Raw genomic sequence first — 23,414 nt, 5'->3', positions numbered from 1 at the left:
AGTGTCTGCAATTGATCGCGGTGGATTAGATATTGGCAACCGCTGCAAATGCTTGTCTTGCTGCCTGAATGGTTTCCTCGATATCCGCTTGACTATGCACCATTGACATAAAGCCAGCTTCGAACGCGCTTGGTGCTAGGTAAATACCCCGTTGCAGCATTTCATGATAAAACCCTTTGAACTGCGCCATGTTGCACTCGGTCGCTTGGGCAAAGCTGGTGACTTCTTTGGCCTCGGTAAAGAAGAAGCCGAACATACCGCCGACGTAGTTGACGCATAATGGCACGCCTGCTTCAGCCGCAGCCTGCTGGAAGCCTTGCATCAGTTGGCTAACGCGCGCTTCCATCACGGTATATAAGCTGTGGTCTTGTAAGGTGGTGAGTGCAGCGAGTCCTGCAGCCATCGCAACAGGGTTACCCGATAATGTACCGGCTTGGTAGACAGGGCCTGTTGGCGCAATATGGTCCATAATCTCACGCTTGCCGCCAAATGCGCCGACAGGCATACCGCCGCCAATCACCTTACCTAGGCAGGTCAGGTCAGGGGTAATGCCGTAATGTTGCTGGGCCCCGCCTGGTGCAATCCGAAAGCCAGTCATAACTTCATCGAAGATCAGCACCGCACCGTGGTCGTCACATACTTGGCGTAAACCCTCTAAAAACCCTGGTTGTGGTGGAATACAGTTCATATTACCGGCAACAGGTTCGACGATAATACAGGCGATCTCATCGCCATACTGACTGAACACTTGCTCGACTTCAGCTAAATCATTGAAGCTCACAGTCAGGGTATGCTGAGCTAAATCGGCTGGGATGCCTGGTGAGTTGGGTTGGCCTAGGGTGAGGGCGCCAGAACCTGCTTTCACCAGCAATGAGTCAACATGGCCGTGGTAACAACCCTCGAACTTTAAGATCTTGTCGCGCTTGGTGTAACCGCGAGCAAGTCGGATGGCGCTCATGGTGGCTTCGGTGCCAGAGTTGACCATGCGTACTTTTTCTATCGACGGCACGATGTCGATAATTTTTTCGGCCATCTGAACTTCAATGGCCGTTGGTGTACCAAAACTCAAGCCGCGCTCGGCCGCTTCAATCGCCGCATCACGAATGGCTGGGTGGTTGTGGCCCAGAATCATTGGCCCCCACGAACCGACGTAATCAATATAGCGTTGACCATCGACATCGAACATATAAGCGCCGTTGGCACGTTCAACAAAGATAGGGTCGCCGCCGACACCTGCGAAGGCGCGGACCGGAGAGTTCACACCACCAGGAATTGAGTGCTGTGCTTGTGCAAAAAGTTCACTTGAACGTGACATAAGTACCTCTTAGATATTGGCTTTAGCGCTGTGCCAGACAACGTCAGTGGCATATTTTTCGAGCAAATGGTCGACCCCTAAAGTAAGGGCAAATAACGCCATGCGAATCAACACGCCGTTATCGGCTTGACGAAAAATCGCCAGATTCGGATTTTGGTTCAAGTCGTTATCAAGCTCGTTGGCCTCGGCACGCGAATCGCGTGGTAGAGGGTGCATAATGACGGTATTGGGCTTGTAATGCTTGGTGTAAATTTCATGGTTTAAACGAAACTTACCGCGATATTGATCAGCGTCTTGCAAGTTAGCAAAGCGCTCTTGTTGGATTCGGGTTTGGTAAACAATATCGGCGTCTAACGACCCTTCAATTGCTTCAGTCACAGTGACGCGGTGGCCTGCGGTGTCCAAAATACTCAGAATATCGTCGGGCATGCGCAGTTCACGCGGTGAAATCAGGGTAAAGCGGACGTTCTTATACAAGGCTAATAACTTAGACAGCGAGTGCACAGTACGCCCGTACTTTAAGTCGCCCATCATGCAAATGTGCATACCATCGACCTGAAGCTGATGGTGCAGCAGTTCCTTTTGAATGGTATATAAATCTAATAACGCCTGGGTTGGATGCTCGTTGGCCCCGTCACCGCCATTGATCACGGGGACACGGCTACCTTCGGCAAATTCGGCAACCGAACCCGCTTTAGGGTGACGCATCGCAATGATGTCACTATAACTGGACAGCACGCGTGCGGTGTCATACAAGGATTCCCCCTTGGCAATTGCAGAACTTTCCATGCCAGTGGTTTCACGAACCTCGCCACCGAGTAAATTAAATGCGGTACCGAAACTTACCCGGGTACGCGTGGAAGGCTCAAAAAACAGATTGCCAAGAATGGCGCCGTCGAGAACGCGCGTCCGCTTTTTACGGTGGGCGTAGGGCTGCATTTGGTCAGCAATGCTGAATACTTTTTGAATGGCGTCCAAATCAAATTGGTTAACCGAGAGAATATTTGCGCCGGTAAAGTGCATGGAATGGGCTCCCAACTAGTTAAACGCATGCTGGCGCTGCATGATAGCAGATCACCAAGGCTTGATCACGGCTAATAGCACAATCGCAAACAAGGCAAACACTGGCACTTCATTGAACACTCGATACCACTTTCCGCTGCGGCTGTTAAGCCCGTTGGCAAAGTCTTGCTGCAACTTAAAGCAATAGCCGTGGTAAGCGTAGAGCAAAGCGACCAAAGCGAATTTTACGTGTAGCCACAGGGGGATGCTGCTGACACTGGCAATGGCGTACACCATCGCAAGGCCGAACAGCAGGGTAAACAATGCAAAAGGGGTGACAAAATATAGTAGTCGACGTTGCATAATCGTCAGCTGTGCCCGCACTTCACTGCTGGTACTTTCTGCATGGTAGACAAACAGGCGTGGCAAGTAGAAAATACCCGCAAACCAAGCCACCATAAAAATTACATGCAAGGCTTTTAGCCAAGCATAATGCTGAAGAAAAAATGCGCTCATGCTACACTACACCCGTGTCGAAAACCGCTGACAGCATAGCACAGCTTGGCGTTAAAATAGGACGATAAGATTTGAGTTTTACTGCACTACGTCAACGCTTTGGGCGTTTTAAATTCACCTTGCTGGTATTGGTATCAGCGGGGCTTTGCGTTTGGGTTGGCTATGAAATTGGCAACGCCCGCTTGCAGTTTTTAGAGCAGGAACGAGAGCGCTACCACAACCGGATTGAACGTCTACAAGGGCTGAATGAGCAGTTAGAATATCAGAACAATATATTGCGTGTAGAGCGCGATGTAGATCGGGTCGCGATTCAAAACCTACAACAAGAATTGCGCCAAGCCCACGAAAGTAGTGCTGACGTACGCCGTGAACTTGCGTTTTTTCAACGTGTCATGGCACCTGAGTTAGACGCTGACGGGGTGACTATTGACTCTTTGGCGTTGTGGCCAGCAAACGAGAACAGCTTCCATTTTCGCTTAATTTTATTGCAACTGGAGCGTGCTCAGCAGGGGTTAACTACGGGAACCTATCAAATAACACTGCGTGGACGTTACGGCAGCGAAGTGGCCGAGTACAACTTACTTGAGCTTGCGGACGTTGAACATGACAATGGTGAGCGCAGTTTTGCGATGAATTATTTTAGTCGTTTGGATGGTACGTTTAAGTTACCGGCTGACTTTGCACCCGAATTGATTGAGGTGCAAGTGAGAGTGCGCGGCGGACGCCAAACGACGCAGCAATTTACTTGGGGCGAATTAACTCAAGAGACCGTACAATCCATTGAGCCGGAGTAAATCGGTTCGCAATGTCGGGAGGTAAAGACATGAGTGGTGTAAAACAAGCATTGCCGATAGAGTTTAGTGAAGCAGCGGCCAAGCGGGTAAAAACCTTAATTTCGGAAGAAGAGAATGATGCTCTCAAGTTGCGCGTATTTGTGACTGGCGGCGGGTGCTCAGGTTTTCAATATGGATTTACCTTTGAAGAGCAGACTAACCCTGATGATATGCAAATTGAACGCGAGGGTGTCACCTTGGTCGTTGACCCGATGAGTTTGCAGTATTTAGTCGGCGGCGTGGTCGATTTTGAGGAAGGCCTGCAAGGGTCACGGTTTTTCGTTAACAACCCAAACGCCACCACAACCTGTGGCTGTGGCGCGTCATTCGCGGTCTAAGTTGAATGTCAGACCAGTTAGCTGTTTAGACACCTAACAAATGCAGTACGAGCACAGACCCCAGCCTAGCTGGGGTCTTTTTTTTGCACCGATAAAAGTTAACATTCACTGCACATACAATTACTTAGCAGTTAACATTCTATGTACACGAAAGTGCTTGATCTAGGGGCGGGGACGGGCAAAAATCGGCCAATAGACGTAGTATGCCGATACAGGAGTTCGTAATGAAGAAATTGGCAATCGCAACCATGGCAACCACCCTTGCCGTTGCAAATATTTACACGCCAGTGGCAGCCAATGAAATAGCAGAGGGAATTTGCACCGCTATCAGCGCCGATGACCGTCAACGTCTGCGCACGATTCTAAGCAACCACAATATGCGGGTACGCAACGTATTTACCGGAATTCGTTGCAACGGATACAGTATGCTGCAATTTGCAATCACCGCCGAAGCAGCGCAAGTAGGCGACATGATTACCCGCCAGTTACCTGCTAGCATGATAGCCCAAGACACGGTGAATGGTGTGCCTGTGTTGGAGTGGGCGGAGTCGTCCGGTTATGCCAGTTCAGATGTCGTCGCTGCCGTGCGCACGCGACTTGGCGAGTAGCGTAAGCGTAACCAAGGCACGATCAGGGCACCATGCAGGGTGCCCTTTTTTTTGATACACTGACTGGCAATTGAACTATTAAAGAGGTATGTATGAGTCATTATGCGAACCACGTTGAAACCCTGCAAGCTCGGTTTGATGAAGCGTTGCAGGCGACAGGTTTTGAGTCCGCTTTAATTTATAGCGGCCAGGCTGCCGTCGCATTTCTTGATGACAACCCTTACCCGTTTCGTGTCAACCCGTTGTTCAAATACTGGCTGCCAATTACCGATAGCCCGAAGAGCTTCATTTACTATCGGGCTGGTCAAAAGCCTGTACTGTATTTGTATAAAGCACGTGACTTCTGGCACGCGCCTATCGATATCGATGTCACCCTATGGGGCGACTTTTTCGAGCTTAAAGTGGTTGAAAGCCTTGCACAAGTGCGCAGTGATCTTGGCGATGCGCTGGCTAGTACAGCGCTCATCGGTGAATTGTATGAACCGTTAGATGGTTGGGATACGGCCGCGAAAAATCCGCAGTCGCTGATTGACCACTTGCATTACCAGCGCGCGGTCAAAACTGATTATGAGTTGGAATGTTTGCGTAAAGCGAACACGCTTGCGGCCCGTGCGCACAACGCTGCCCGTGATGCTTTCTATGCCGGTGCAAGTGAGCTGGAAATTCAACATGCATACTTAGCGGCGATTAACTTCCGTGAACAAGAAGTGCCTTATAACTCAATTATTGCACTCAATCAGCACTCAGCTATTTTGCATTATGATGTGTACGATCGTGTTGCGTCGGCAGAATCACGGTCATTCTTAATTGACGCAGGCGCGACCTACAACGGTTATTGCGCTGATATTACGCGCACCTATGCGGCAAAGAAAACAGGCTTTTATCAAGAGCTAGTTGAGGCGGTGGATAAAGCGGAGCAAGCTATTATTAGCGAAATCAGCCCAGGCACCTCTTACTATGATTTGCATGTCAGCATGCACCATAAAATTGCGCAGATTCTGGTCGATTTTAACTTCTTTAAGATTAGCCCAGAAGAGGTCTACGAACGCGGCTACACCAACGCGTTTTTCCCTCATGGCTTAGGTCATTACATTGGCTTGCAAGTGCATGACGTTGGCGGTTTCTTGAAGGCGGCCGATGGCAGTAGCTACGAGCGCAGTGCGCGCCACCCATTCTTGCGTTTATTGCGCGATATCGAGCCTGGCCAAGTATTTACTATTGAACCTGGCTTATATGTGGTTGATCAGCTGTTAGAAGAGTTTGATGGCAATGATGACTTTAACTGGACACGCATTACTGAGCTGCGCCCGTTCGGTGGTGTGCGTATTGAAGACAGCGTTTTAGTCACGGCAAATGGCACGGAAAACTTAACCCGTGATGCGTTCGACGCGCTGAAATAACGGGAAAGTATGAGCCTAGGCGGCTGGGAACAGACCGCCTAGGACCGCATCTCGTGATGCACCAGTAACGCTGGCTAAGCTTGATGGCCGCCGTTGTACGAAACTCCACGCTAACCACGCAAAAGCCAGCGCTTCGACCCAATCTGGTGCGACCCCTAAAACCTCTGTGCTGTGGACCTGGCAACTCGCTTGCGCTATGGCCAGCTCACTTATACGCTGCATTAACGCGGTGTTGTGCACGCCGCCACCGCACACATAACAATGCTGAATACCAAGTCGCTGGATTTCCATGACCACTGTGCGCGCGCTCAATTCGAGCAAGGTGCGCTGCACGTCGGTGTGGCTAAGTGACGCAGGGTGTTGCTGTAACCATGCATCTAACCAAGCTAAATTAAAGTATTCGCGACCCGTGCTCTTCGGGCCTGTGAGGGAAAAAAATGGGTCAGCCAACAGGCTTTCGAGTAACGCGGGAACCACCTCGCCTTGTTGTGCGAATTGGCCGTCGGCATCATATTGTTGCGCCGATTCCGGGTGATGACGCACGAACCAGCTATCCAGCAGACAATTACCGGGCCCGGTATCAAAGCCTAGGGTGCTATCAGCTGCCAACAAGGTTAAGTTGGCAATTCCACCGATATTCAGCACACCTATGGTGTGTTGAGCTTGAGCAAACACAGCACGGTGAAACGCAGGCGCCAAAGGTGCGCCTTGGCCACCCAGGGCGATATCCTTTTGCCGAAAATCGGCGATTACGTCAATACCCGTCAGCGCAGCTAAGGTCGAAGGACAACCAATTTGCACCGTGTAAGGCGTGTCACCAGTGGGCCAATGCCTAATCGTTTGGCCGTGGCTACCAATCGCGGTGATGATACTGTCAGTATGGATTACCCCAGCTTGTTGCTGCGCCCAAATGAATTGATTCACAGCGCTGGCGCTAAATTCAGCAAATTGACGGTCTGCAACGGCTTGAAGATGCACGTTATCATTGGTGACACATTGAGGTTGATTTGAAGCTAGCCGTTGAATTTGGCTTAAGCGCGCAAGTTGTTGGGCTAAATCTTTCGGTAAAGGCGTAGTGGTCGCGGCCAGCAAAGAAGGGACGCCATTCGTATCGAAATCACAGAGGGCGATGTCGAGTCCATCTAAACTGGTACCCGACATCAAGCCAATGTATAGACCCACTTAGTCGTCGCTCATCGCCAGCATGACACGGCGCTGATGCTCGATTTGCGCCAAGCGTTGCTGCACGACTTGGGTAAAGGCAGCCATTTGTCCTGCAGGTAATGACTCTGCGGCAGGTAAGTCGACTGTACGCGGATTGCGATGTACGCCGTCGACTAAGAACTCATAGTGTAAGTGCGGGCCTGTGACACGGCCAGTGGCGCCTACAGTACCAATGCGTTGGCCTTGGCGCACACGCGCGCCTTGCTGCACATCACGGCGATTCAAGTGCAAATACTTGGTCATGTATCGCTCGCCATGCTGGATAAAGATGTAGTTACCATTGAGCTCATTGTAACCACTGCGCACCACACGGCCGTCGCCTGCCGCCATCACTGGGGTACCCGTCGCGGCTGCGTAATCAATCCCGTTGTGCGGGCGAACTTGACCCGTTACAGGGTGAACGCGGCGCGGATTGAAATCTGAGCTGACGCGGTTAAAGGCAACCGGGGCGCGAATAAAGGCCTGGCGCATATTGCTGCCATCTGGCTTATAGTAGCTGCCATTATCGTGGCGGACAGCCTGAAATTTGTCGCCTTGGTTAATAAATTCTGCAGCGACGATACGGCCTGAACCTGCATAATTACCATCAATATAGCGTTGCTCATACAGCACGCTAAAGTTATCGCCTGGGCGAATATCCATCACGAAGTCGATATCCCAGCCAAATAATTCAGCTAAGTTCATAATCTGGCCTTGGGTTAGGCCGGCCTGAACGCCTGCGTTCCAAAAGCTGCTATTAATCGTTGCAGTGGCAAAGCCATAACGAATTTCCACGTCTTTTAATTCGCGGCTGCTAGTAAATGCGCCACTTTCGTCGGCGGTAATCAGTAAGGTTTCCACATCGCTTAGGCTATAGGTTAACTGCGCAAGCTCGCCGGTAGCGTCGAGACCGAAGTTTATGCTGTCACCTGGGTGAATGCGCAATAAAATATTGGCGTCTTCGGCTTGGGTAACTCGGTGTAATTGTTGCGGACTCAAGCCAATACGGTTGAAAATACGCGCCAAGCTGTCACCTGAACGCACTTCATAGCTTTGCCAGCGTAAGGTGTCGGCAGGTTCAGCCTGTTCTGGTGTGGTAGGCGCCTGAGGGCGAGTTGCGGTGCTCATGACAGGTGTGACGTAATTATCTGCGCTGACATCTGCCGCGGTTGGGATGTCCAAGCTATACCTTTTGCCAGGCTTCAGGTGTTCAGCAGTCGTGGTATTGCGTGAAGCACTCGCTTGCTCTGACGGTAATAAGATCAGAAGCAGCAAAGCTCCAAGCACAATTGAAATAACCACTTTGTGCTGACGTGGCAAGCGTTGAATAAATTGTGTCATAAGCTGACCTTGAACTTCTCTGATTAAGCGCACTGCAATAATGGGATTGGACGTCTGACCGCCAAACTCCCATTTCGTTCGTAAATGTCACCTGCAAGGGCGGTGCATTTACTGGTTATGACCACTACTGCGGTAAACCGAGCAGTGGGGACAGGTCTCGCTGCTGTAGCTGCAGAATGAAGCGCATACACCCAGCAAGCCAGTCGATGAATTCTTTAAACTGATACATTATAGCGAACTGTTCGAATAATGAACAGCTTGGGTTTATCCTGTTCAGGATGCTTAAAAGCTGGACAAAAATCAAGTAGAATGCACGCTCTAACTGAATTTATTGGTGAGGATAGTAAATGAATGGTAAGCCTGGAGTAGCCGAGTTTCTGCGCGGCGTAGACGAAGTATTAGTCGCAGACGAGCTCGAGAAGAAGCTCGCGAGTGGAAAACAGCTCGTGGTAAAAGCGGGTTTCGACCCCACAGCACCAGACTTACATCTTGGTCATACCGTATTGATCAATAAATTGAAAATCCTGCAGGACATGGGCCACCAGGTGGTGTTCTTAATTGGCGATTTTACCGGCATGATAGGCGACCCAACCGGTAAGAACGTGACGCGCAAGCCGCTGTCACGCGACGATGTCTTAGCCAATGCGCAAACCTACAAAGAACAAGTATTTAAAATTCTCGACCCAGACAAAACCCAGGTTCGTTTTAATAGTGAATGGATGGGTAAGCTTGGTGCCGATGGCCTGATCAAGCTGGCTGCGAGCCAGACTGTTGCGCGCATGCTTGAGCGCGACGACTTCAAAAAGCGTTATCAAGGTGGCCAGCCAATCGCGATTCACGAATTTTTGTATCCGCTGATTCAAGGCTGGGACTCCGTTGAATTGCGTGCAGATATCGAAATGGGTGGTACTGACCAGCGTTTTAATTTGCTGATGGGCCGTGAATTGCAAAAAGAGCAAGGACAAACCCCGCAAACCGTGGTCACAGTGCCTCTGCTCGAAGGCCTTGATGGCGTTCAAAAAATGTCGAAGTCGCTGGGCAATTATATTGGTATCACGGACGCACCCAACGATATGTTTGGTAAAGTGATGTCGGTGTCAGATGATCTGATGTGGCGTTACTTTGAGTTACTCAGCTTCCGCTCAGAAGAAGAGCTACAAGCGTTGCGTGCACGTGTGGAAGGTGGCGCGAATCCGCGTGACATTAAGATCGAGTTGGCACAAGAGCTGATTACGCGTTTCCACGATAGCGCTGCTGCTGACGCGGCCTTACAAGATTTTATCCAGCGCTTCCAAAAAAATGCCATTCCTGACGACATGCCGGAGTTGACCTTGAATTTAGCGCCGGAGCAACTGGGTATTGCATCGGTACTGAAAGAAGCGGGCTTGGTCGCATCGACTTCCGAAGCCATGCGGATGATCAAGCAAGGCGCAGTGAAGATTGACGGTGATAAAGTGTCTGACGCAAAGCACTTGTGCCAAAGCGGTTCAGAGCATGTCTACCAAGTCGGTAAGCGCAAGTTTGCGCGTATTCAGATAAGCTAAAAACTGTTTGGATAAAAATAAAAAAAGCAGCTCACTTGAGCTGCTTTTTTGTACCTATGTGTGAGTTATAGGCGGAAGCTTTTCACACTATCTTGCATCTCAGCAGAAAGCTTGGCCACCTCATCGCTGGCTTGCGCGGTTTGGCGGGCACCCGCTTCGGCTTGCTCGGCAATAGCGACAATTGCTTCAAGTTTCTCGCTGATGTCTTGTGCCGTTGCGCTTTGCTGTTCAGCCGCGGTGGCAATTGCAGTGCTGCTGTCCGAGGCTTGATGCACAGACTCGGTAATGGCTTGCAGCGCGATAGCCGCTTCGTCTGTCTGTGTCACACAGGTTTCAGCTTGGGTGCGACCACGTTGCATCACACTCACCGCACGGCTTGAATCGGACTGCAGGCGCTCGATCATCGTTTGAATCTCTTCCGTTGACTGCTGCGTGCGGCTTGCCAGTGTACGGACTTCATCAGCAACAACCGCAAAGCCCCGGCCTTGCTCACCAGCACGGGCTGCTTCAATCGCAGCATTCAACGCCAGCAAGTTGGTTTGTTCAGCAATGCCGCGAATGACGTCTAAGATACCGCCAATGTTGGCGCTATTCTCTGACAACTGATTGATGACATCCGAGGCATTTTTGATTTCTTCAGCCAAAGCTTCAATGGTGCGCTTATTCTCGTCTGAAATAATGCGAACGCGTTTGGCTTCTTCATCCGAATGCTGAATTTCATCTAACGCCTTGGCTGCGCCGCTGGCCATTTCTGCCGTGGTGCTGCTCATTTCGGTCGTGGCGGCGGCGACTTGCTCAACTTGAGCACGCTGCTCTTGAATCGAATTGCGTGACTGTGCCGACACGCTGGATGATTCTTCAGCTGCCGTGGCCAACTGAGTAGAGCGATCAGCAATGCCTTCAATCAGGCGGCGTAAATTCTCAATCAGCTTATTAATATTGGTCGCCAAGGTGCCAAACTCGTCTTGTGCGGAGTCGTCCAAGCGGCCAGTCAGATCGCCATTGGCTAGCGTGTTCAGCATTGCATTGACTTCGGCAAGCGGGCGGCTAATTGAGCGCACCGCTAAATAGCCAATACCGATGGCAAAGGCGATAGACAAAATAGTCAGTACTGAGTTCATCCACGCGCTACGCGAAATAGCACCTGAAGCCGTGCCTTGTACATCGTCGGCTAAGCGTTGCACTTGAACTTGTAAGGTTGCCATTTCGGACAAAATATTGTCCATCAGGTCATTGTTTTCACCTAACAGGCGTTCGGCGGCGCTACGAGCTTCAAGTCGCGACAATACTGCGGCTACTAATGAATCACTATTCTCCAGCAAGGCACCAGCGGCGGTGTCTAAATAGTCAGCGACCTCATCCAATGTGGCGCGTGAACTCATTTGTTGCATGTCGGCCAAACGCTCACGGCTCGATTGAACCGCTACTTCAATTTCGCTGCGGATAATGTCTGCACGGCCAGCTTCTTCGACACTCACCATATCGTAGGCCAAGGTGACCAAACTATTCAGGTTATTCTCAAGTAGCCCTGCTTGGTTATATAACTCATCACTCAAGCCTTGGGTATCGGTCAAGTCGAGCAACAACATCGCAGCATCGTCAGCGGCCAGTTCGACTTCATTTAAGCGGTTATCGCGACGACTTGCGAGGCGCAGGAACTCAGCTTGGGACTCAAAAATGGTCGCCACCTGGCGGGTAAATTGAGACACATCGGTGCTGACATTATTGACGGCGCGGCTTTGCGCTTCTGAGGTCAGTAATTGGCGCAGCTGATTAAGCTGTGAATCTACGTTGCTCGAAGCTCGGCTAAAATCGGCTTGTAATTGCTCTACTGTCGCCTGGCGTGAGCTGTAAAATGCTTCGGTTTGGTTATTGGATAATTGCAGAAGTTCAGTTTGAATATTCGCTACGCCAATCAATGACGGTATCGCGACGTCATTCACTTGCTCCGACGAGCGCCCAATGGTTTGTAAACTGAAGAAGGATGAAAGACTAATAACAAGTAATAATCCGGTGATGATGGCAAACCCGCCAATCACACGTGCAGCAACGGTTAACCTCATGGGTTTCTCCTAACCTGAGCCTGATATGTTTGTATTATAATGAAAGCACTATATCCAAAAAATGAGCAATTGAAAATGAGTTTCATCAATGCGTCATAAGGTTATGTTTTACTTATGTAGGGCGGGCTGGAAAACGGTTTCACCTGATTGGCAATTATATAGACTTAAGCCATTACCCCAGACACATCCGGTGTCCAGGCCAATAATATCTGCTCGCTCAGTGGCGCCGTTTAAAGCAGCCCAATGCCCGAATACTAATTGTATCGGCTGGGGTGGTAAAAAGTTAAACCATGGTTTGATGGTTTTTGGCGCTTGGCTTGGGGGGAGTTTACATTGTAAGTCTAAACCAACGCCATCGCCGGTGTCGGCGCTGCAATAACGCATGCGCGTGAAGCTGTTCACGATAAAGCGAAAACGTGCTTCAGGCGGCAAATCTGGGTGCCAATGGCTGGGGTCGTTGTGATACATAGCACGCAAAAAATCGGTGTAGTGGGTGTGTTGCAACACCTCTGCGACTTCATCGGCATACTGCTGCGCTTCGCTAAGTTGCCAGCCGGGGAATAGGCCAGCATGGCTAATGGCTACTGCGCAGTTCGGAATTTGTATGAGTAGCGGCTGATAACGCAACCAGTCGACCCAATCGCCGGCGTTGGTCACAATATCGTCGGTTTTGTCTTTGGGATTGCCAGCCTTGACGCCGGTTAGCACACTTAGCAAATGTAAATCGTGATTACCAAGCACGGTGGCGAAACGGTCACCGAGGCTTTCAACAAAACGCAGCACTGCCAGTGATTCCGGGCCGCGGCCAACTAAATCACCGACACTCCATAATGTATCAGTACGCGGGTCGAAGTGAACGCGTTCCAACACCAATTCAAGCTCGCGAATGCACCCGTGGACATCGCCAACGACAAAATCCGTCATGTTTAATGCAGCGCGTTGGGTAACGCCAGGCGAAAGGCTGGTATCGGCACCTGTGCCTTTTGGCCGTCTTCATCAACCAAGCCGTAGTGGCCCTGCATATTACCAATCGGCGTGTTTAGCACAGTGCCACTGGTGTAGGTAAAGGTGTCACCTGGCTGAATCCAAGGTTGTTGTCCAACCACGCCATCCCCAGCGACATGGGTCGTTTTGCCATCTGCGTCATTGATTAACCATTCACGTGTCATTAAGCGCCAAGGTTTAGCACTATGGTTGGTGATTTCAATGGTGTACGCGAACACAAACTGCTTTTGCTGTGGGTTTGACTGCCCGTCCAAATAGCGAGTTACCACCGATACTTTTACCTCAGCATCATTCACGTGTTGGACTCCTATGCTTGTGAGTGCTCGTATAGCCAGTTAGCAATACGGCAAAAGTCATCAACGCTTAGCGTTTCAGGGCGTGCTGCTGGGTTAATCCCCAGTCCTGCCAAGTCCGCTTCGCTCATCAGTTCTTTAAAGTTATTACGTACTGTTTTACGGCGTTGGTTGAAGCCCGTCAAGCAAGCGTGGTTTAACGACTTGCGATCGTGCACCGCAATCGCGGGCACCGCTTTGGGGCTTAACCGCACCACTGCGGAATCCACTTTCGGGGGCGGGTTGAAAGCACCTGGCGGGACGTCCAGTACATAAGTCACGTCGCACGCTTGTTGGATCATGACCGATAAGCGGCCGAATGCTTTAGAGCCAGGCTCGGCGGCCATGCGCTGCACCACTTCTTTTTGCAGCATGAAATGCATATCACTGATGTGCTCAAGCTGGTCAAGCAAGTGAAAAATTAAGGGCGTCGAAATATTATAAGGTAAGTTACCAAACACGCGCAGCGGTGCACCAAGTTGCTGCGAGAGTGCCGCGAAGTCAAATTTTAATGCATCCGCGCGATGTACTGTCAGTTTACTACTTAAAAAGGGATGCGCTTCTAAGCGATCGGCTAAATCGCGATCCAGCTCAACCACATGCAAATGTTGGCATTGATCAGCCACAGGCTCAGTCAAAGCAGCAAGACCCGGTCCAATTTCAACTAAAGGTTGCCCTGGTTTCGGGTAAATTGCGGCGACGATATTGTCGATCACCCCACCGTCGTGCAGAAAGTTTTGGCCGAAGCGCTTACGGGCTCGGTGCCCTTGATGAACTTTACTCATAATGCCTTTTCTATCTAACTGGCGGAATGGCTGGAGGCCTTTGTCGCCATGTGAATAGCTTGCTCTAATGCAAGCTGAAAACTACCTGGATGCGCCTCGCCTTGTCCGGCAAGATCGAGGGCGGTGCCGTGATCCACAGAGGTGCGGATAAATGGCAAGCCAAGGGTAATATTGACCGCCGCGCCAAAGCCTTTGTATTTTAACACAGGCAGGCCTTGATCATGATACATCGCAAGAACTGCGTCTGCGGCTGCTAAATATTTGGGCTGGAAAATAGTGTCCGCAGGCAATGGACCCTGCAAATTATACCCATGGGACTGGCGCAGTTGCTCCAAAGTGGGATTAATCACTTTTAATTCTTCATCACCCAAGTGCCCATTCTCGCCAGCGTGAGGGTTCAACCCACAGACCAAAATGCGCGGGGCAGGCAAATCAAAACGAGTCACTAAATCACGATGTAGAATGTGGATGATCTGGCTTAAACGTTCAGGCGTGATCGCTTTAGAGACATAGGCAAGGGGAATATGGGTGGTAACTAACGCGACCCGTAGCCCTTCGGTGGCTAACATCATCACGACATCATTACAGCCCGCTTGCTGGGCAAAATACTCGGTGTGGCCACTAAATGAAATACCGGCGTCGTTAATCACCCCTTTGTGCACGGGCCCCGTGACAACGGCTGCGAACTCACCACTAAGATTACCTTCACAGGCACGCCGTAAGGTAGCCACCACATAAGCGCCATTATCGGCATTCAGCTCGCCGGCTATCACTGGGCTGGCACAAGGAATATGCAGCACTGTGATGGTTCCGGGCTGAGTTGGCTGCGCCACCGCCGCTGGATTATAAGGGATACACTCCAGCGCTATACCGAGCTGTGCGGCACGCGCTTCAAGCATTTGTTGGTCGGCACAAACAACAAGCTCAGCAGACCAAGGTTGCTGAGCTAATTGAATCAAAAGATCCGGGCCGATGCCTGCGGGTTCTCCGCAGGTCACCGCTATGCGCAAAGTCATTTAGCGCAATACCTCGACGTAAGCATTGTCGCGGATTTCTTGTAACCAGATATCCAACTCCTCGCGGAATTTACGTGAATACAGCATGTTACCCGCTTGCTCACGCTTGCGTTGGTCTGTCACATCCTGCGTGCGACGGTCCAGGACTTCCACAATGTGCCATCCGTGTGTAGTGCGAAACGGTTCTGAAATATAGCCGACGTCTTGCTCTTCTACGCGCTGTCTAAATTCAGGTACATACATGCTAGGGTCAGCAAAGCCTAACTCACCGTTGTTACGGGCAGACCCTGGGTCAGCCGAATGTTCGCGGGCCAATTCGCCAAAGGTTTTTTCACCGCTTTGGATTTGGCTGCGGAATTCCGCGAGCATGTTGCGCGCACGGTTGTCCGATAGAATCACTGAAGGCTGAATTAAGATATGGCGAGCACTGACTTCTTCTGAGGTAAATACTTCCGCACCGCGCACTTCATTGACGCGCAATACGTGAAAGCCAACGCCTGAACGCAATGGGCCGATAATATCACCCGCAGCAGCACCGCTGACATTTGCAGCAAATAAGGTCGGCATGGTGTTTTCACTCATCCAGCCCATTTCACCACCGTCCAAAGCATTGGCTGCTGACGATGATGTTACCGCCATCTGAGCAAAATCATCGCCTTCGTTCAGGCGATTAACCACGGCATCAACGCGGCGGCGCGCAGCGTCTTCGTCGCTGTCACCTTGCTCATTTTGAAAGCTGATTAAAATATGGCTTAGGTTGTATTCAACCGTCGAATCGCCTTGTTCGTCAATCATGCGCACCAGGTTATTAATTTCTTGCGGGCTGATATACACGCGGCGTTGTACCTGTGCACGCTGCACCTCGTTGGTGATCAGTTGCTCGCGTACCTCTTCACGATATTGACGCCATGACGTACCGTCAGCTTCAACTTGTGCTTGCAATGCTTCAATTGGCATATTGTTGTCAGCGGCAATGCCCGCAATGGTTTGATCCAGCTGCGCATCGCCAATTCGAATCCCCATGCGGTCCGCCATTTGCATTTGCAGCTTTTGCAAAATCAGACGCTCGCTGACCTGTGTGCGCAACACTTGGTCAGATGGCAAACGTCGCCCAGCGGCACTGGCGTCGCGCTTAATTTGACGCATCAAACCGTCAACTTCGCTTTCTAACACCACGGTGTTGTCGACAATCACTGCTACGCTGTCGAGTTTTTGCTGCGCGACCGTAACCGATGTCACGCTGGTTGCAGCCCACATGCTGAGTGCAATAAGACAGGATGTTACTACTTTCATATATGATCCATTAATGACTTAAATAAAACGGACGGCGATAGCCGAAAATACCTTGTTGCAACATACCAGCTAAGCCTGATCTGTCTGCGCTGAGGCCAGCAATCACAAATTGTAGACTGATGCCGGTGTCAAATTCGGCCGGCGACAATGGTAGCCCAGCTTGAATACCTTCAAAATTGCGGTCAATACGACGATATGCGCTAACCCGCACCGCCCAACAGCAACTCTCGTACTGCACCCCAAAGTTTGCATCTAAGGTGGCGCTATTACGTAAATCGCGGTACCAGTGCCCAGCTACGGACCATTGAGGTGATACTTGCCACGCGCCCAAAGCACCAACTTGTTCCACATCAGTCTCTGTACCAGTAAGACCACGCAATTGGCGGAAGTTCAACTGTATCAAATTGTTTTCGTCTTTACGATATTCAAGGGCTGAACGACTTTTCTGCATGGTGTTAAGCTGATTGTCATACTGCACGCTGCTGTTAAAGAACCAACGCGAGCTAATCCGAAAATCAAGCTCAGCAGCGAGCTCTGAGGTGTTGTCTTCGACTTGAGTTGAATCGTCAAACAGCTGGGTTTGGCTGTCACTAAAGTAGAAAATTTGGCCCAGACTCAGGCGTAATAATTCTTCTGCGCTTTGGTTAAACAGGCTACTGGTGGCACCAAGGGTCACTTGGTGGGCGTCGGCAATACGGTCTAAACCTGAGAAGCGGCGCTTGCGAAACAGACCGTTGTAATCATCTTGCAGCGGCACGGAATCGAACACACCAATTTCACGTTGGTCACGGTAGGGTGTGTAGAGGAATTGGGCTTGAGGCTGTAAGGTTTGAATGCCTTGCGTACCCGCAAATTCAAAAGGTCGTTCCAGGTTGAGCTGACCGTGCAAGCGAAACTCTGGCAATGTGCGGGTAATTGAGCGGCGCGTAAGTAAATCACCTTCTAACAGTTCTTGCTCATAATGGGTCATTAATAAGCGGCTTTCGGCGCTCCATTCCCAACCTGGGCGACGCATCATATAGGTAATCCCCGGCTCGCCATGAATACGTGTAGCTTGCTCAGGAGAACCATCCTGACGCTCAAAGCGTGTCAACTCGGAGTCCCAGTCAAATACCCAACCTTGGCGGCGAGGCGTTTCAGTCGCGTATTGGGTATTTAGACGCGGTATAGTGCGAAACGGGTTCTGGTAAGGCCCCAGCAATTGAAAGTCTTCCACTTGCACCTGAGCTTGCCAACGCGCATTGACGTAATTGGCTTGGCCGCGTCGATACAAGTGAGAGTCGGCACGGTTCACAAAGGCACTGCCAAAGTCATTGATGTAATTGACATCACTGACTTGGCTGGCGTCAATGTAGGTGCTCCAGTTCTGGTTGAGCTGCGCTTCATGTTCAAGGCGCCAAAAGTAACGTGCGCTGTTATCTTGTCGACTGGAGTCGTTATGCAAATACTCAAGGTTAACTTGGCCCGCTTGCTCCGTGTCCAGATAACGTACTTCACCCACGCCCATAACGCCACGCTCTGTCATCAGGCGTGGGGCTATTGTCGCGTCATAGTTGGGCGCTAGGTTAAAGTAGTAAGGCACTTCAATTTCAATACCGTTGCGCCCTGAAGAGCGCACAGTGGGGTATAGCAAACCTGACTTGCGCTCGTCAGTGACAGGAAATGAAAAGCGCGGGATATACACGACTGGCACATCAAATAAGCGAATCTGCGCACCGCGCGCGCTGCCCCAGCCCTCGTCCTCATTCATTTGAATTTGGCGTGCACGAATTTCCCAAACCGGGGTGTTGCCAGGGCATGTGGTAAAGCTCGCTTGTTGGAAGCTCAATTGGCGCGCACTGTCTTCATTAGCTGCAATGAAAAGACGGTCGGCAGAGCCGCGCGCAGCAGTGCCACGCAGGTAGTAATCAAGTTGGTTGAGTTCTGCTGTGTCTGCAAGGGTATCGGTGATCACAGACTCGCCGCGTGCGGCTACTTGTGGGTCTTGGTAGACAATCCCACCACTTGCTTCAAAGCGTCCAGTTTGCTGATCGTAGATGGCGCGCTCGGTGCGTAAACTTTGCTGCTGATAATTGAGCGTGACGTTACCTGAATAGGACGTTTGTTGCTGCCACAACACTTCCGCATGGTCTGCTTGAATCGAAAGTGCGGGCACCGCCAAACTTAAAGCAGGCGCGATGTCAGCTGCGCTATAATCGCTCGAATACCAGTCAGGAGGGGCAATGCACTGCGCCGCAAGGCCGATTGGTGGCTCTTGGGCTGCCGCAATGGGTGACAGTGTCAGCAGCGAAACGCTGAAAATTGTGGGAATACGCCCATTCAAATGCACTGGACCAAGCTCCGTGGGTTAAAAGTCGAAATACGTGCCATGATAAAGCAATTTCCTTCGCGCGGCTATTTGATAAGATACCCATTTTATAGCAAACCCTAGGGGAAAATGTGGTGACAGATTCGCGTCAGCAGCAACTAACAGATTGGTTACGCACCACGCACGTGCCGCCAAATGGCAGCGTTGAGATGGTTTCCGGCGACGCGAGCTTTCGGCGTTATTTTCGATTTCTGCATGCAAGTCAGTGGTTTATAGCCGTTGACGCACCGCCGCCACAGGAATCCCTACAGCCATTTATGGCCATCGCACAGGCCTACCGCGAGCAGGGCTTGCATGCGCCAAAAGTGCATGCATACGAGCAGCAATTGGGCTTCATGGTGTTGGATGATTTCGGTGATACCTTATTATTTCAGCGTTTAGTCGACGACGCTGCGGCAGAGCAGGCGTACCAGCAGGCGTTAGGATTGCTTCCTGGACTGATGCGGGTGACTAAGACGACTGAGGGCCCGCTGCCAGCCTATGACATTGCGCTGTTACAGCGTGAACTGAGTTTATTCTCAGATTGGTTGGTGCAGCACCATTTAGGCCTTGAGCTCAACAGTGAACAACATAGTATCTGGCATGCTACCTGCGACAGTTTGATTGATAATGCCTTGCAGCAGCCTCAGGTTGGGGTGCATCGTGACTTTCACTCACGCAACTTGATGTGGCTTGAGTCAGAAGAGCAAATAGCGGTGATTGATTTTCAAGATGCGGTGCAAGGGCCCATTACCTATGACGCGGTGTCGCTGCTGCGTGATTGTTACGTACGCTGGCCAGATGCGCTGGTGGCGCGCCAAGTTGAGCGATTTTTTCAGCGCCTGCAAGCCGAGCAATTATTACCGAGCGACACGACGTTAACTCAGTTCATCCGCTGGTTTGATTTCATGGGTATTCAACGCCATCTAAAAGCTGCAGGTATTTTTGCGCGCTTGTTGCACCGCGACGGTAAAGCAGGCTACATGGCAGACGTCCCCAGAACCTTAGGTTACATTATCGACATCAGTGCTAAGTACCCGGAACTTGCTAGTTTTAGCCAGTGGGTTTCGCAAGTACGCGAGCAGTTTATCGCGCAGCCACCGACCGCCGACATTATCGACCCTGTGAGTGTGACTTAAGCTATGGCGCGATTTACCCATGCAATGATCTTGGCTGCAGGACGCGGCAAGCGTATGCGGCCACTTACCGATACCCTGCCAAAACCTATGTTATCGGTGGGTGGTCAGCCATTAATTGAATATCACTTGCACAAACTTAAAGCGGCGGGCGTCGAAATTGTGGTGATTAACCATGCATGGCTTGGCGCAGCTATGCAGCAGGCCTTGGGTGACGGCTCGCGCTTCGGGGTTAAGATTATATGGTCGGCTGAACCCGAAGGTGGATTAGAAACCGCAGGCGGTATCGTGCGTGCGCTGCCGCATTTGGGGGGCGCTGATTTTATCGTCGTGAACGGCGATGTATGGAGTGATTACGACTACCGCCTGTTGCCGCCCTTGGACGCCAGTCGCGATGGCCACTTGGTGTTAGTCGATAACCCTGAGCATCATCATCAGGGCGACTTTGCGATTGAACAAGAGCGCTTGGTATTTGCGCAAGGTGAACGGGAAAGCCTTACGTTTGCTGGTATCAGTGTCCTGCATACACGCTTATTTCACGGCCTGGATGACAGCTTTCATAAGTTGCGGCCAGTGTTTGAACACGCGATTGCAGCGCAGCGGCTTTACGCTGAGCATTACCAGGGGTATTGGTGTGACGTGGGCACCCCTGAGCGACTTAAGGCGTTGGATGCATGGATAACCGCACGTGAGGCAAACGCCAAGGGGTCACTATGTGGGGACGCATAATAGGCACCTTGCTCGGCCTTGCGGTGGCCAGACTGCCGGGCGCAGTGCTTGGTTTTGCACTCGGGTATTGGTTTGACCGCAGTTACGCACAGCAAATCCGCCAAGGCGGCTTTACCTCATTATTTAAAGACAGCGATTTGAAGCACAGCCAAGCTAGCTTTTTCTTCGCCATGTTTGCGACCTTGGGGCATTTGGCGAAGTCAAAAGGGCGGGTCACCGAGAGCGATATTACACAAGCTCAAACGCTGATGGAAAGCTTGGAGTTGCCAGCTCGCACGATGCAAGAAGCGCAACAGGCATTTAGAGAGGGCAAGGACCCTGCGTTTCCTTTGGAAGCGACACTGAAGCGTTTTCGTCAAGATAGCCGCGGGCGCTACGATTTATTACAGCTGTTCATGGAGCAGTTGATTAGCGCGGCGCTGAATGATGCCAAGCTTGAACGCAACGAATATGACGTGTTGCTGCGCGCAAGTCGCGCTCTAGGGTTCAACAAATTTCAGCTTGATCGTTGGCTGTTGATGGCCGGCGCCCAAGCACGCTTTGGACAGCGCCAAAGCCAGCGCCAAAGTGGTGGTGGCCCGCGAACGAAAAGCAGCCAGTCCCAGCAACGTTCGCAGCAGCATCATTCTCAGAGCCAGAACCAATACCGTGCCCAGCAGCAACGTAGCGAACTGCAGGACGCTTATCAATCGCTGGGCTTAGATGAGCAAGTGAGTGATGATGATTTGAAAAAGGCTTACCGTAAGTTAATGCGTGAGCACCACCCCGACAAACTCAGTGCCCAAGGCTTGCCTGCTGAAATGCTAAAAACAGCGACTAAGCGTAGCCAGGACATCCAAGCGGCTTACGACAAAATTAAGCGCGCGCGAGGGCTGCGTTAGACGAGTTAACTGCGTTTAAAAGTCTTCGCTGCGTAGCCAACCGTATAGCTGGTGGATTAAATAGCGCGGCTGCTCACGCAAGCGTTGATGTTGTAAGGCGCGTTGGCGATACGCGATATGTTGATGGCGTTGGGCTTGTTGCTGGCGCCGTGCAGCGGCATCCGTCACCCAAGTGTTTTGTACACTGGGAATTAAATCAAGAGTCGGAATGTTCAGCCGCGCCGTGGTGGTCGCCAAATCTTGATTAAGCTGCCAATGGGGGAAGTGAGCCCCTAACACCACCAAGGCATCCACGCCCGCCAATTCCCCTTGTTGAATGAGTTCACTGACTAACGCGGCACTGACACCTTCTGCCACAATCACCAACGGGCCAGGGGTTTGCATCACTTCTTCAACGGCTAACGTAATGCGTTCAGCCAGCGCGTCACGTAACGCGTCAATATTTGGCGCAGCGCTATAGCGCTGGGTATCATTGCCGACCCAATCTACATCGAAAAGGCCTTGCGGTGGTGACTGCAGCGCATACGTGTACCAACCATAGGCTGGCATGCCCTGATACCAGTGCCGCATGGGTGCGGATTGCAGCGGGTGCGTACCGATTTCAGAAATAAGTAGTAAGTTGCCACGATCGAAGGCTTGCTGATTTTCGCGGTACAGCATCAGTGCCCGCAATGGCGTGTCGTCGTCTGCCTCGCGAGCTGCTGCGATCTCGTCGTCATTTGCGCCAAGCCAGCGGACTTCGCCTGGGGGAAGGTAATAGGCTAAATCATCGCTGTGGGCGTTGCTCACCATGCTGATACTGCAACCGATAGTCGCCACCAACAGATACGCGCCGACGCCCCGCCAGTTTTTCAGGCGTGGGAATCGTGCGGACACATAGTGGGCGGATAACCTAAGCAGCATGGGGCTCCAATTAAGTCGTATCAATCACTGCAGCAATGCAGAATACGGGCTCTTAATGGAGTATCGGCAGCAGGCGCCAGTTTCTAAAGTAAAATCCCTAAAATGGCGCAGCGCACTCGAACTGGATGCGTGCTTGCGAGTTGGGGTGATACAGGCTAATGCGCAATGCATGGAGTTGCAGGCGAGCTGCTGCTTGTTGGCTGGCTTCGTGGCCATACAGGCGATCACCTAATATGGGGCAGCCGAGGGCTAGCATGTGAACCCGCAACTGGTGCGAGCGCCCCGTGACCGGATGTAATAACACCCGCGAACTATGAGTCTGCGCACAATAGTCAGCAACTTCATAGTGCGTTAGCGATGCCTTGCCTTGCTGGTGACACACCATTTGCTTCGGGCGTCGCGGCCAATCACAGCGCAATGGCAAGTCGACCTCGCCTTGCGGCTCTGGCAGTTGGCCATACACCTCTGCAATATAGGTCTTATTGACGCTACGGGCTTGAAACTGTTTGCTTAAATGGCTCTGCGCGGCTTTATGGCGAGCAAATACAATGACCCCAGAGGTTGCCATATCCAGCCGATGCACGACACGAATGTCGGGCCACACGCGCGCTAAGCGCGTGTACAAACTATCTTGGTGGGCCAGAGCTTTGCCGGGCACGCTGAGTAAGCCACTTGGCTTATTCGCGACCACGATATCTTGGTCGTAGTGCAACAACGTCAGATATGGTGACTGTGGTGGCGCGTAGACAAAATCGTCGGTAGCCCGGGAAGGCGTCGGCGTGATGTCAGGCGTTCTGTCCGGCAATCGTGGCGTCAAGTGAAGG

The 23,414-nt window shown here is 51.4% G+C and carries 22 protein-coding genes; 8 read left to right on the top strand and 14 right to left on the bottom strand.

The window, feature by feature from the left end; translation table 11 throughout:
* Nucleotides 1–25: 25 nt before the first annotated feature.
* From hemL to hemJ, 3 genes are read right to left on the bottom strand one after another with little or no spacing between them, the layout of a single operon-like run.
* The gene (gene hemL, locus CWE07_RS11260) at nt 26–1,315 is read right to left on the bottom strand and encodes a glutamate-1-semialdehyde 2,1-aminomutase (RefSeq protein ID WP_111570082.1); all 1,290 of its coding nucleotides are present in this window, start codon (nt 1,313–1,315) and stop codon (nt 26–28) included.
* 9 nt (nt 1,316–1,324) lie between these two features.
* Nucleotides 1,325–2,338 carry an aspartate carbamoyltransferase gene (locus tag CWE07_RS11255; protein WP_111570081.1) on the bottom strand — a complete coding sequence of 338 codons (1,014 nt, stop codon included), beginning with the start codon at nt 2,336–2,338 and terminating at the stop codon, nt 1,325–1,327.
* Between the two features lie 51 nt (nt 2,339–2,389).
* Nucleotides 2,390–2,833 carry a protoporphyrinogen oxidase HemJ gene (gene hemJ / locus CWE07_RS11250; protein ID WP_111570080.1) on the bottom strand — a complete coding sequence of 148 codons (444 nt, stop codon included), beginning with the start codon at nt 2,831–2,833 and terminating at the stop codon, nt 2,390–2,392.
* Nucleotides 2,834–2,904: 71 nt separating this feature from the next.
* Between hemJ and CWE07_RS11245 the strand changes: the two genes are divergently transcribed.
* The 4 genes from CWE07_RS11245 to pepQ all read left to right on the top strand — a co-directional run bounded on the left by CWE07_RS11245 (nt 2,905) and on the right by pepQ (nt 6,012).
* On the top strand, nt 2,905–3,627 hold the full coding sequence (locus CWE07_RS11245; protein WP_111570079.1) for a DUF6776 family protein: 723 nt from the start codon (nt 2,905–2,907) through the stop codon (nt 3,625–3,627).
* Nucleotides 3,628–3,656: 29 nt separating this feature from the next.
* A complete protein-coding gene (gene erpA, locus CWE07_RS11240) occupies nt 3,657–4,004 on the top strand; it encodes an iron-sulfur cluster insertion protein ErpA (protein ID WP_133307007.1) in 348 nt (115 codons plus the stop codon).
* Nucleotides 4,005–4,228: 224 nt separating this feature from the next.
* A complete protein-coding gene (locus CWE07_RS11235) occupies nt 4,229–4,612 on the top strand; it encodes a DUF3718 domain-containing protein (protein ID WP_157983268.1) in 384 nt (127 codons plus the stop codon).
* Between the two features lie 92 nt (nt 4,613–4,704).
* Nucleotides 4,705–6,012 (top strand): Xaa-Pro dipeptidase, encoded by a 1,308-nt coding sequence (gene pepQ, locus CWE07_RS11230; protein ID WP_111570076.1) that lies wholly within the window; start codon nt 4,705–4,707, stop codon nt 6,010–6,012.
* A gap of 15 nt (nt 6,013–6,027) precedes the next feature.
* Here the strand turns inward: pepQ and CWE07_RS11225 are convergent, their stop codons facing one another.
* Both CWE07_RS11225 and CWE07_RS11220 read right to left on the bottom strand, forming a co-directional pair.
* Entirely contained in the window at nt 6,028–7,194 is a 1,167-nt protein-coding gene (locus CWE07_RS11225) for an anhydro-N-acetylmuramic acid kinase (protein ID WP_181452289.1), read from the bottom strand.
* Nucleotides 7,195–8,556: a peptidoglycan DD-metalloendopeptidase family protein gene (locus tag CWE07_RS11220; protein WP_111570075.1), complete on the bottom strand. Its 1,362-nt coding sequence runs from the start codon at nt 8,554–8,556 to the stop codon at nt 7,195–7,197.
* 347 nt (nt 8,557–8,903) lie between these two features.
* Between CWE07_RS11220 and tyrS the strand changes: the two genes are divergently transcribed.
* Nucleotides 8,904–10,100: a tyrosine--tRNA ligase gene (tyrS, locus tag CWE07_RS11215; RefSeq protein ID WP_111570074.1), complete on the top strand. Its 1,197-nt coding sequence runs from the start codon at nt 8,904–8,906 to the stop codon at nt 10,098–10,100.
* Nucleotides 10,101–10,165: 65 nt separating this feature from the next.
* Here tyrS and CWE07_RS11210 read toward each other — a convergent pair whose 3' ends face one another.
* The 7 genes from CWE07_RS11210 to CWE07_RS11180 form a co-directional block, all read right to left on the bottom strand.
* A complete protein-coding gene (locus CWE07_RS11210) occupies nt 10,166–12,163 on the bottom strand; it encodes a HAMP domain-containing methyl-accepting chemotaxis protein (RefSeq protein WP_111570073.1) in 1,998 nt (665 codons plus the stop codon).
* 108 nt (nt 12,164–12,271) lie between these two features.
* A complete protein-coding gene (locus CWE07_RS11205) occupies nt 12,272–13,087 on the bottom strand; it encodes a symmetrical bis(5'-nucleosyl)-tetraphosphatase (protein WP_111570072.1) in 816 nt (271 codons plus the stop codon).
* A 2-nt stretch (nt 13,088–13,089) separates the two neighbouring features.
* Nucleotides 13,090–13,464: a Co2+/Mg2+ efflux protein ApaG gene (gene apaG, locus CWE07_RS11200; protein ID WP_111570071.1), complete on the bottom strand. Its 375-nt coding sequence runs from the start codon at nt 13,462–13,464 to the stop codon at nt 13,090–13,092.
* A gap of 11 nt (nt 13,465–13,475) precedes the next feature.
* On the bottom strand, nt 13,476–14,285 hold the full coding sequence (rsmA, locus tag CWE07_RS11195; RefSeq protein WP_111570070.1) for a 16S rRNA (adenine(1518)-N(6)/adenine(1519)-N(6))-dimethyltransferase RsmA: 810 nt from the start codon (nt 14,283–14,285) through the stop codon (nt 13,476–13,478).
* Nucleotides 14,286–14,299: 14 nt separating this feature from the next.
* Nucleotides 14,300–15,301 carry a 4-hydroxythreonine-4-phosphate dehydrogenase PdxA gene (gene pdxA / locus CWE07_RS11190; protein WP_111570069.1) on the bottom strand — a complete coding sequence of 334 codons (1,002 nt, stop codon included), beginning with the start codon at nt 15,299–15,301 and terminating at the stop codon, nt 14,300–14,302.
* Nucleotides 15,302–16,594 (bottom strand): peptidylprolyl isomerase SurA, encoded by a 1,293-nt coding sequence (gene surA / locus CWE07_RS11185; protein WP_111570068.1) that lies wholly within the window; start codon nt 16,592–16,594, stop codon nt 15,302–15,304. It abuts the gene before it with no gap.
* 10 nt (nt 16,595–16,604) lie between these two features.
* Entirely contained in the window at nt 16,605–18,923 is a 2,319-nt protein-coding gene (locus CWE07_RS11180; protein ID WP_111570067.1) for an LPS-assembly protein LptD, read from the bottom strand.
* Between the two features lie 113 nt (nt 18,924–19,036).
* On the opposite strand from CWE07_RS11180, the gene CWE07_RS11175 reads away from it, so the two are divergent.
* The 3 genes from CWE07_RS11175 to djlA are packed head-to-tail and all read left to right on the top strand — an operon-like array spanning nt 19,037 to nt 21,687.
* Nucleotides 19,037–20,080, top strand: a complete 1,044-nt coding sequence (locus tag CWE07_RS11175) for an aminoglycoside phosphotransferase family protein (protein WP_146608519.1) — start codon at nt 19,037–19,039, stop codon at nt 20,078–20,080.
* Between the two features lie 3 nt (nt 20,081–20,083).
* Nucleotides 20,084–20,806: an N-acetylmuramate alpha-1-phosphate uridylyltransferase MurU gene (gene murU, locus CWE07_RS11170; protein WP_111570065.1), complete on the top strand. Its 723-nt coding sequence runs from the start codon at nt 20,084–20,086 to the stop codon at nt 20,804–20,806.
* Complete coding sequence (gene djlA / locus CWE07_RS11165) at nt 20,791–21,687, top strand: co-chaperone DjlA (RefSeq protein WP_111570064.1); 897 nt, start codon at nt 20,791–20,793, stop codon at nt 21,685–21,687. Before murU ends, djlA begins: the two co-directional genes overlap by 16 nt.
* Before the next feature lie 15 nt (nt 21,688–21,702).
* On the opposite strand, the gene CWE07_RS11160 is transcribed toward djlA, so the two are convergent.
* Together CWE07_RS11160 and CWE07_RS11155 are read right to left on the bottom strand one after the other, a co-directional pair.
* The gene (locus CWE07_RS11160) at nt 21,703–22,590 is read right to left on the bottom strand and encodes a DUF3530 family protein (protein WP_111570063.1); all 888 of its coding nucleotides are present in this window, start codon (nt 22,588–22,590) and stop codon (nt 21,703–21,705) included.
* 97 nt (nt 22,591–22,687) lie between these two features.
* A complete protein-coding gene (locus CWE07_RS11155; RefSeq protein ID WP_338067875.1) occupies nt 22,688–23,407 on the bottom strand; it encodes a pseudouridine synthase in 720 nt (239 codons plus the stop codon).
* Nucleotides 23,408–23,414: the final 7 nt, after the last annotated feature.

The organism is Aliidiomarina maris (assembly GCF_003987335.1).
Classification (GTDB): Bacteria; Pseudomonadota; Gammaproteobacteria; order Enterobacterales; family Alteromonadaceae; genus Aliidiomarina; species Aliidiomarina maris.
The sequence above is the reverse complement of the archived record's forward strand: the minus strand, read 5'-3'. Positions and strand labels throughout refer to the sequence as shown.

Bases quoted from the DNA above. Each gene is read 5' to 3' on its own strand.
- hemL (WP_111570082.1), bottom strand. From the start codon at position 1,315: ATGTCACGTTCAAGTGAACTTTTTGCACAAGCACAGCACTCAATTCCT.
- CWE07_RS11255 (WP_111570081.1), bottom strand. From the start codon at position 2,338: ATGCACTTTACCGGCGCAAATATTCTCTCGGTTAACCAATTTGATTTG.
- hemJ (WP_111570080.1), bottom strand. From the start codon at position 2,833: ATGAGCGCATTTTTTCTTCAGCATTATGCTTGGCTAAAAGCCTTGCAT.
- erpA (WP_133307007.1), top strand. From the start codon at position 3,657: ATGAGTGGTGTAAAACAAGCATTGCCGATAGAGTTTAGTGAAGCAGCG.
- CWE07_RS11235 (WP_157983268.1), top strand. From the start codon at position 4,229: ATGAAGAAATTGGCAATCGCAACCATGGCAACCACCCTTGCCGTTGCA.
- pepQ (WP_111570076.1), top strand. From the start codon at position 4,705: ATGAGTCATTATGCGAACCACGTTGAAACCCTGCAAGCTCGGTTTGAT.
- CWE07_RS11220 (WP_111570075.1), bottom strand. From the start codon at position 8,556: ATGACACAATTTATTCAACGCTTGCCACGTCAGCACAAAGTGGTTATT.
- tyrS (WP_111570074.1), top strand. From the start codon at position 8,904: ATGAATGGTAAGCCTGGAGTAGCCGAGTTTCTGCGCGGCGTAGACGAA.
- CWE07_RS11210 (WP_111570073.1), bottom strand. From the start codon at position 12,163: ATGAGGTTAACCGTTGCTGCACGTGTGATTGGCGGGTTTGCCATCATC.
- CWE07_RS11205 (WP_111570072.1), bottom strand. From the start codon at position 13,087: ATGACGGATTTTGTCGTTGGCGATGTCCACGGGTGCATTCGCGAGCTT.
- rsmA (WP_111570070.1), bottom strand. From the start codon at position 14,285: ATGAGTAAAGTTCATCAAGGGCACCGAGCCCGTAAGCGCTTCGGCCAA.
- pdxA (WP_111570069.1), bottom strand. From the start codon at position 15,301: ATGACTTTGCGCATAGCGGTGACCTGCGGAGAACCCGCAGGCATCGGC.
- surA (WP_111570068.1), bottom strand. From the start codon at position 16,594: ATGAAAGTAGTAACATCCTGTCTTATTGCACTCAGCATGTGGGCTGCA.
- murU (WP_111570065.1), top strand. From the start codon at position 20,084: ATGGCGCGATTTACCCATGCAATGATCTTGGCTGCAGGACGCGGCAAG.
- djlA (WP_111570064.1), top strand. From the start codon at position 20,791: ATGTGGGGACGCATAATAGGCACCTTGCTCGGCCTTGCGGTGGCCAGA.
- CWE07_RS11160 (WP_111570063.1), bottom strand. From the start codon at position 22,590: ATGCTGCTTAGGTTATCCGCCCACTATGTGTCCGCACGATTCCCACGC.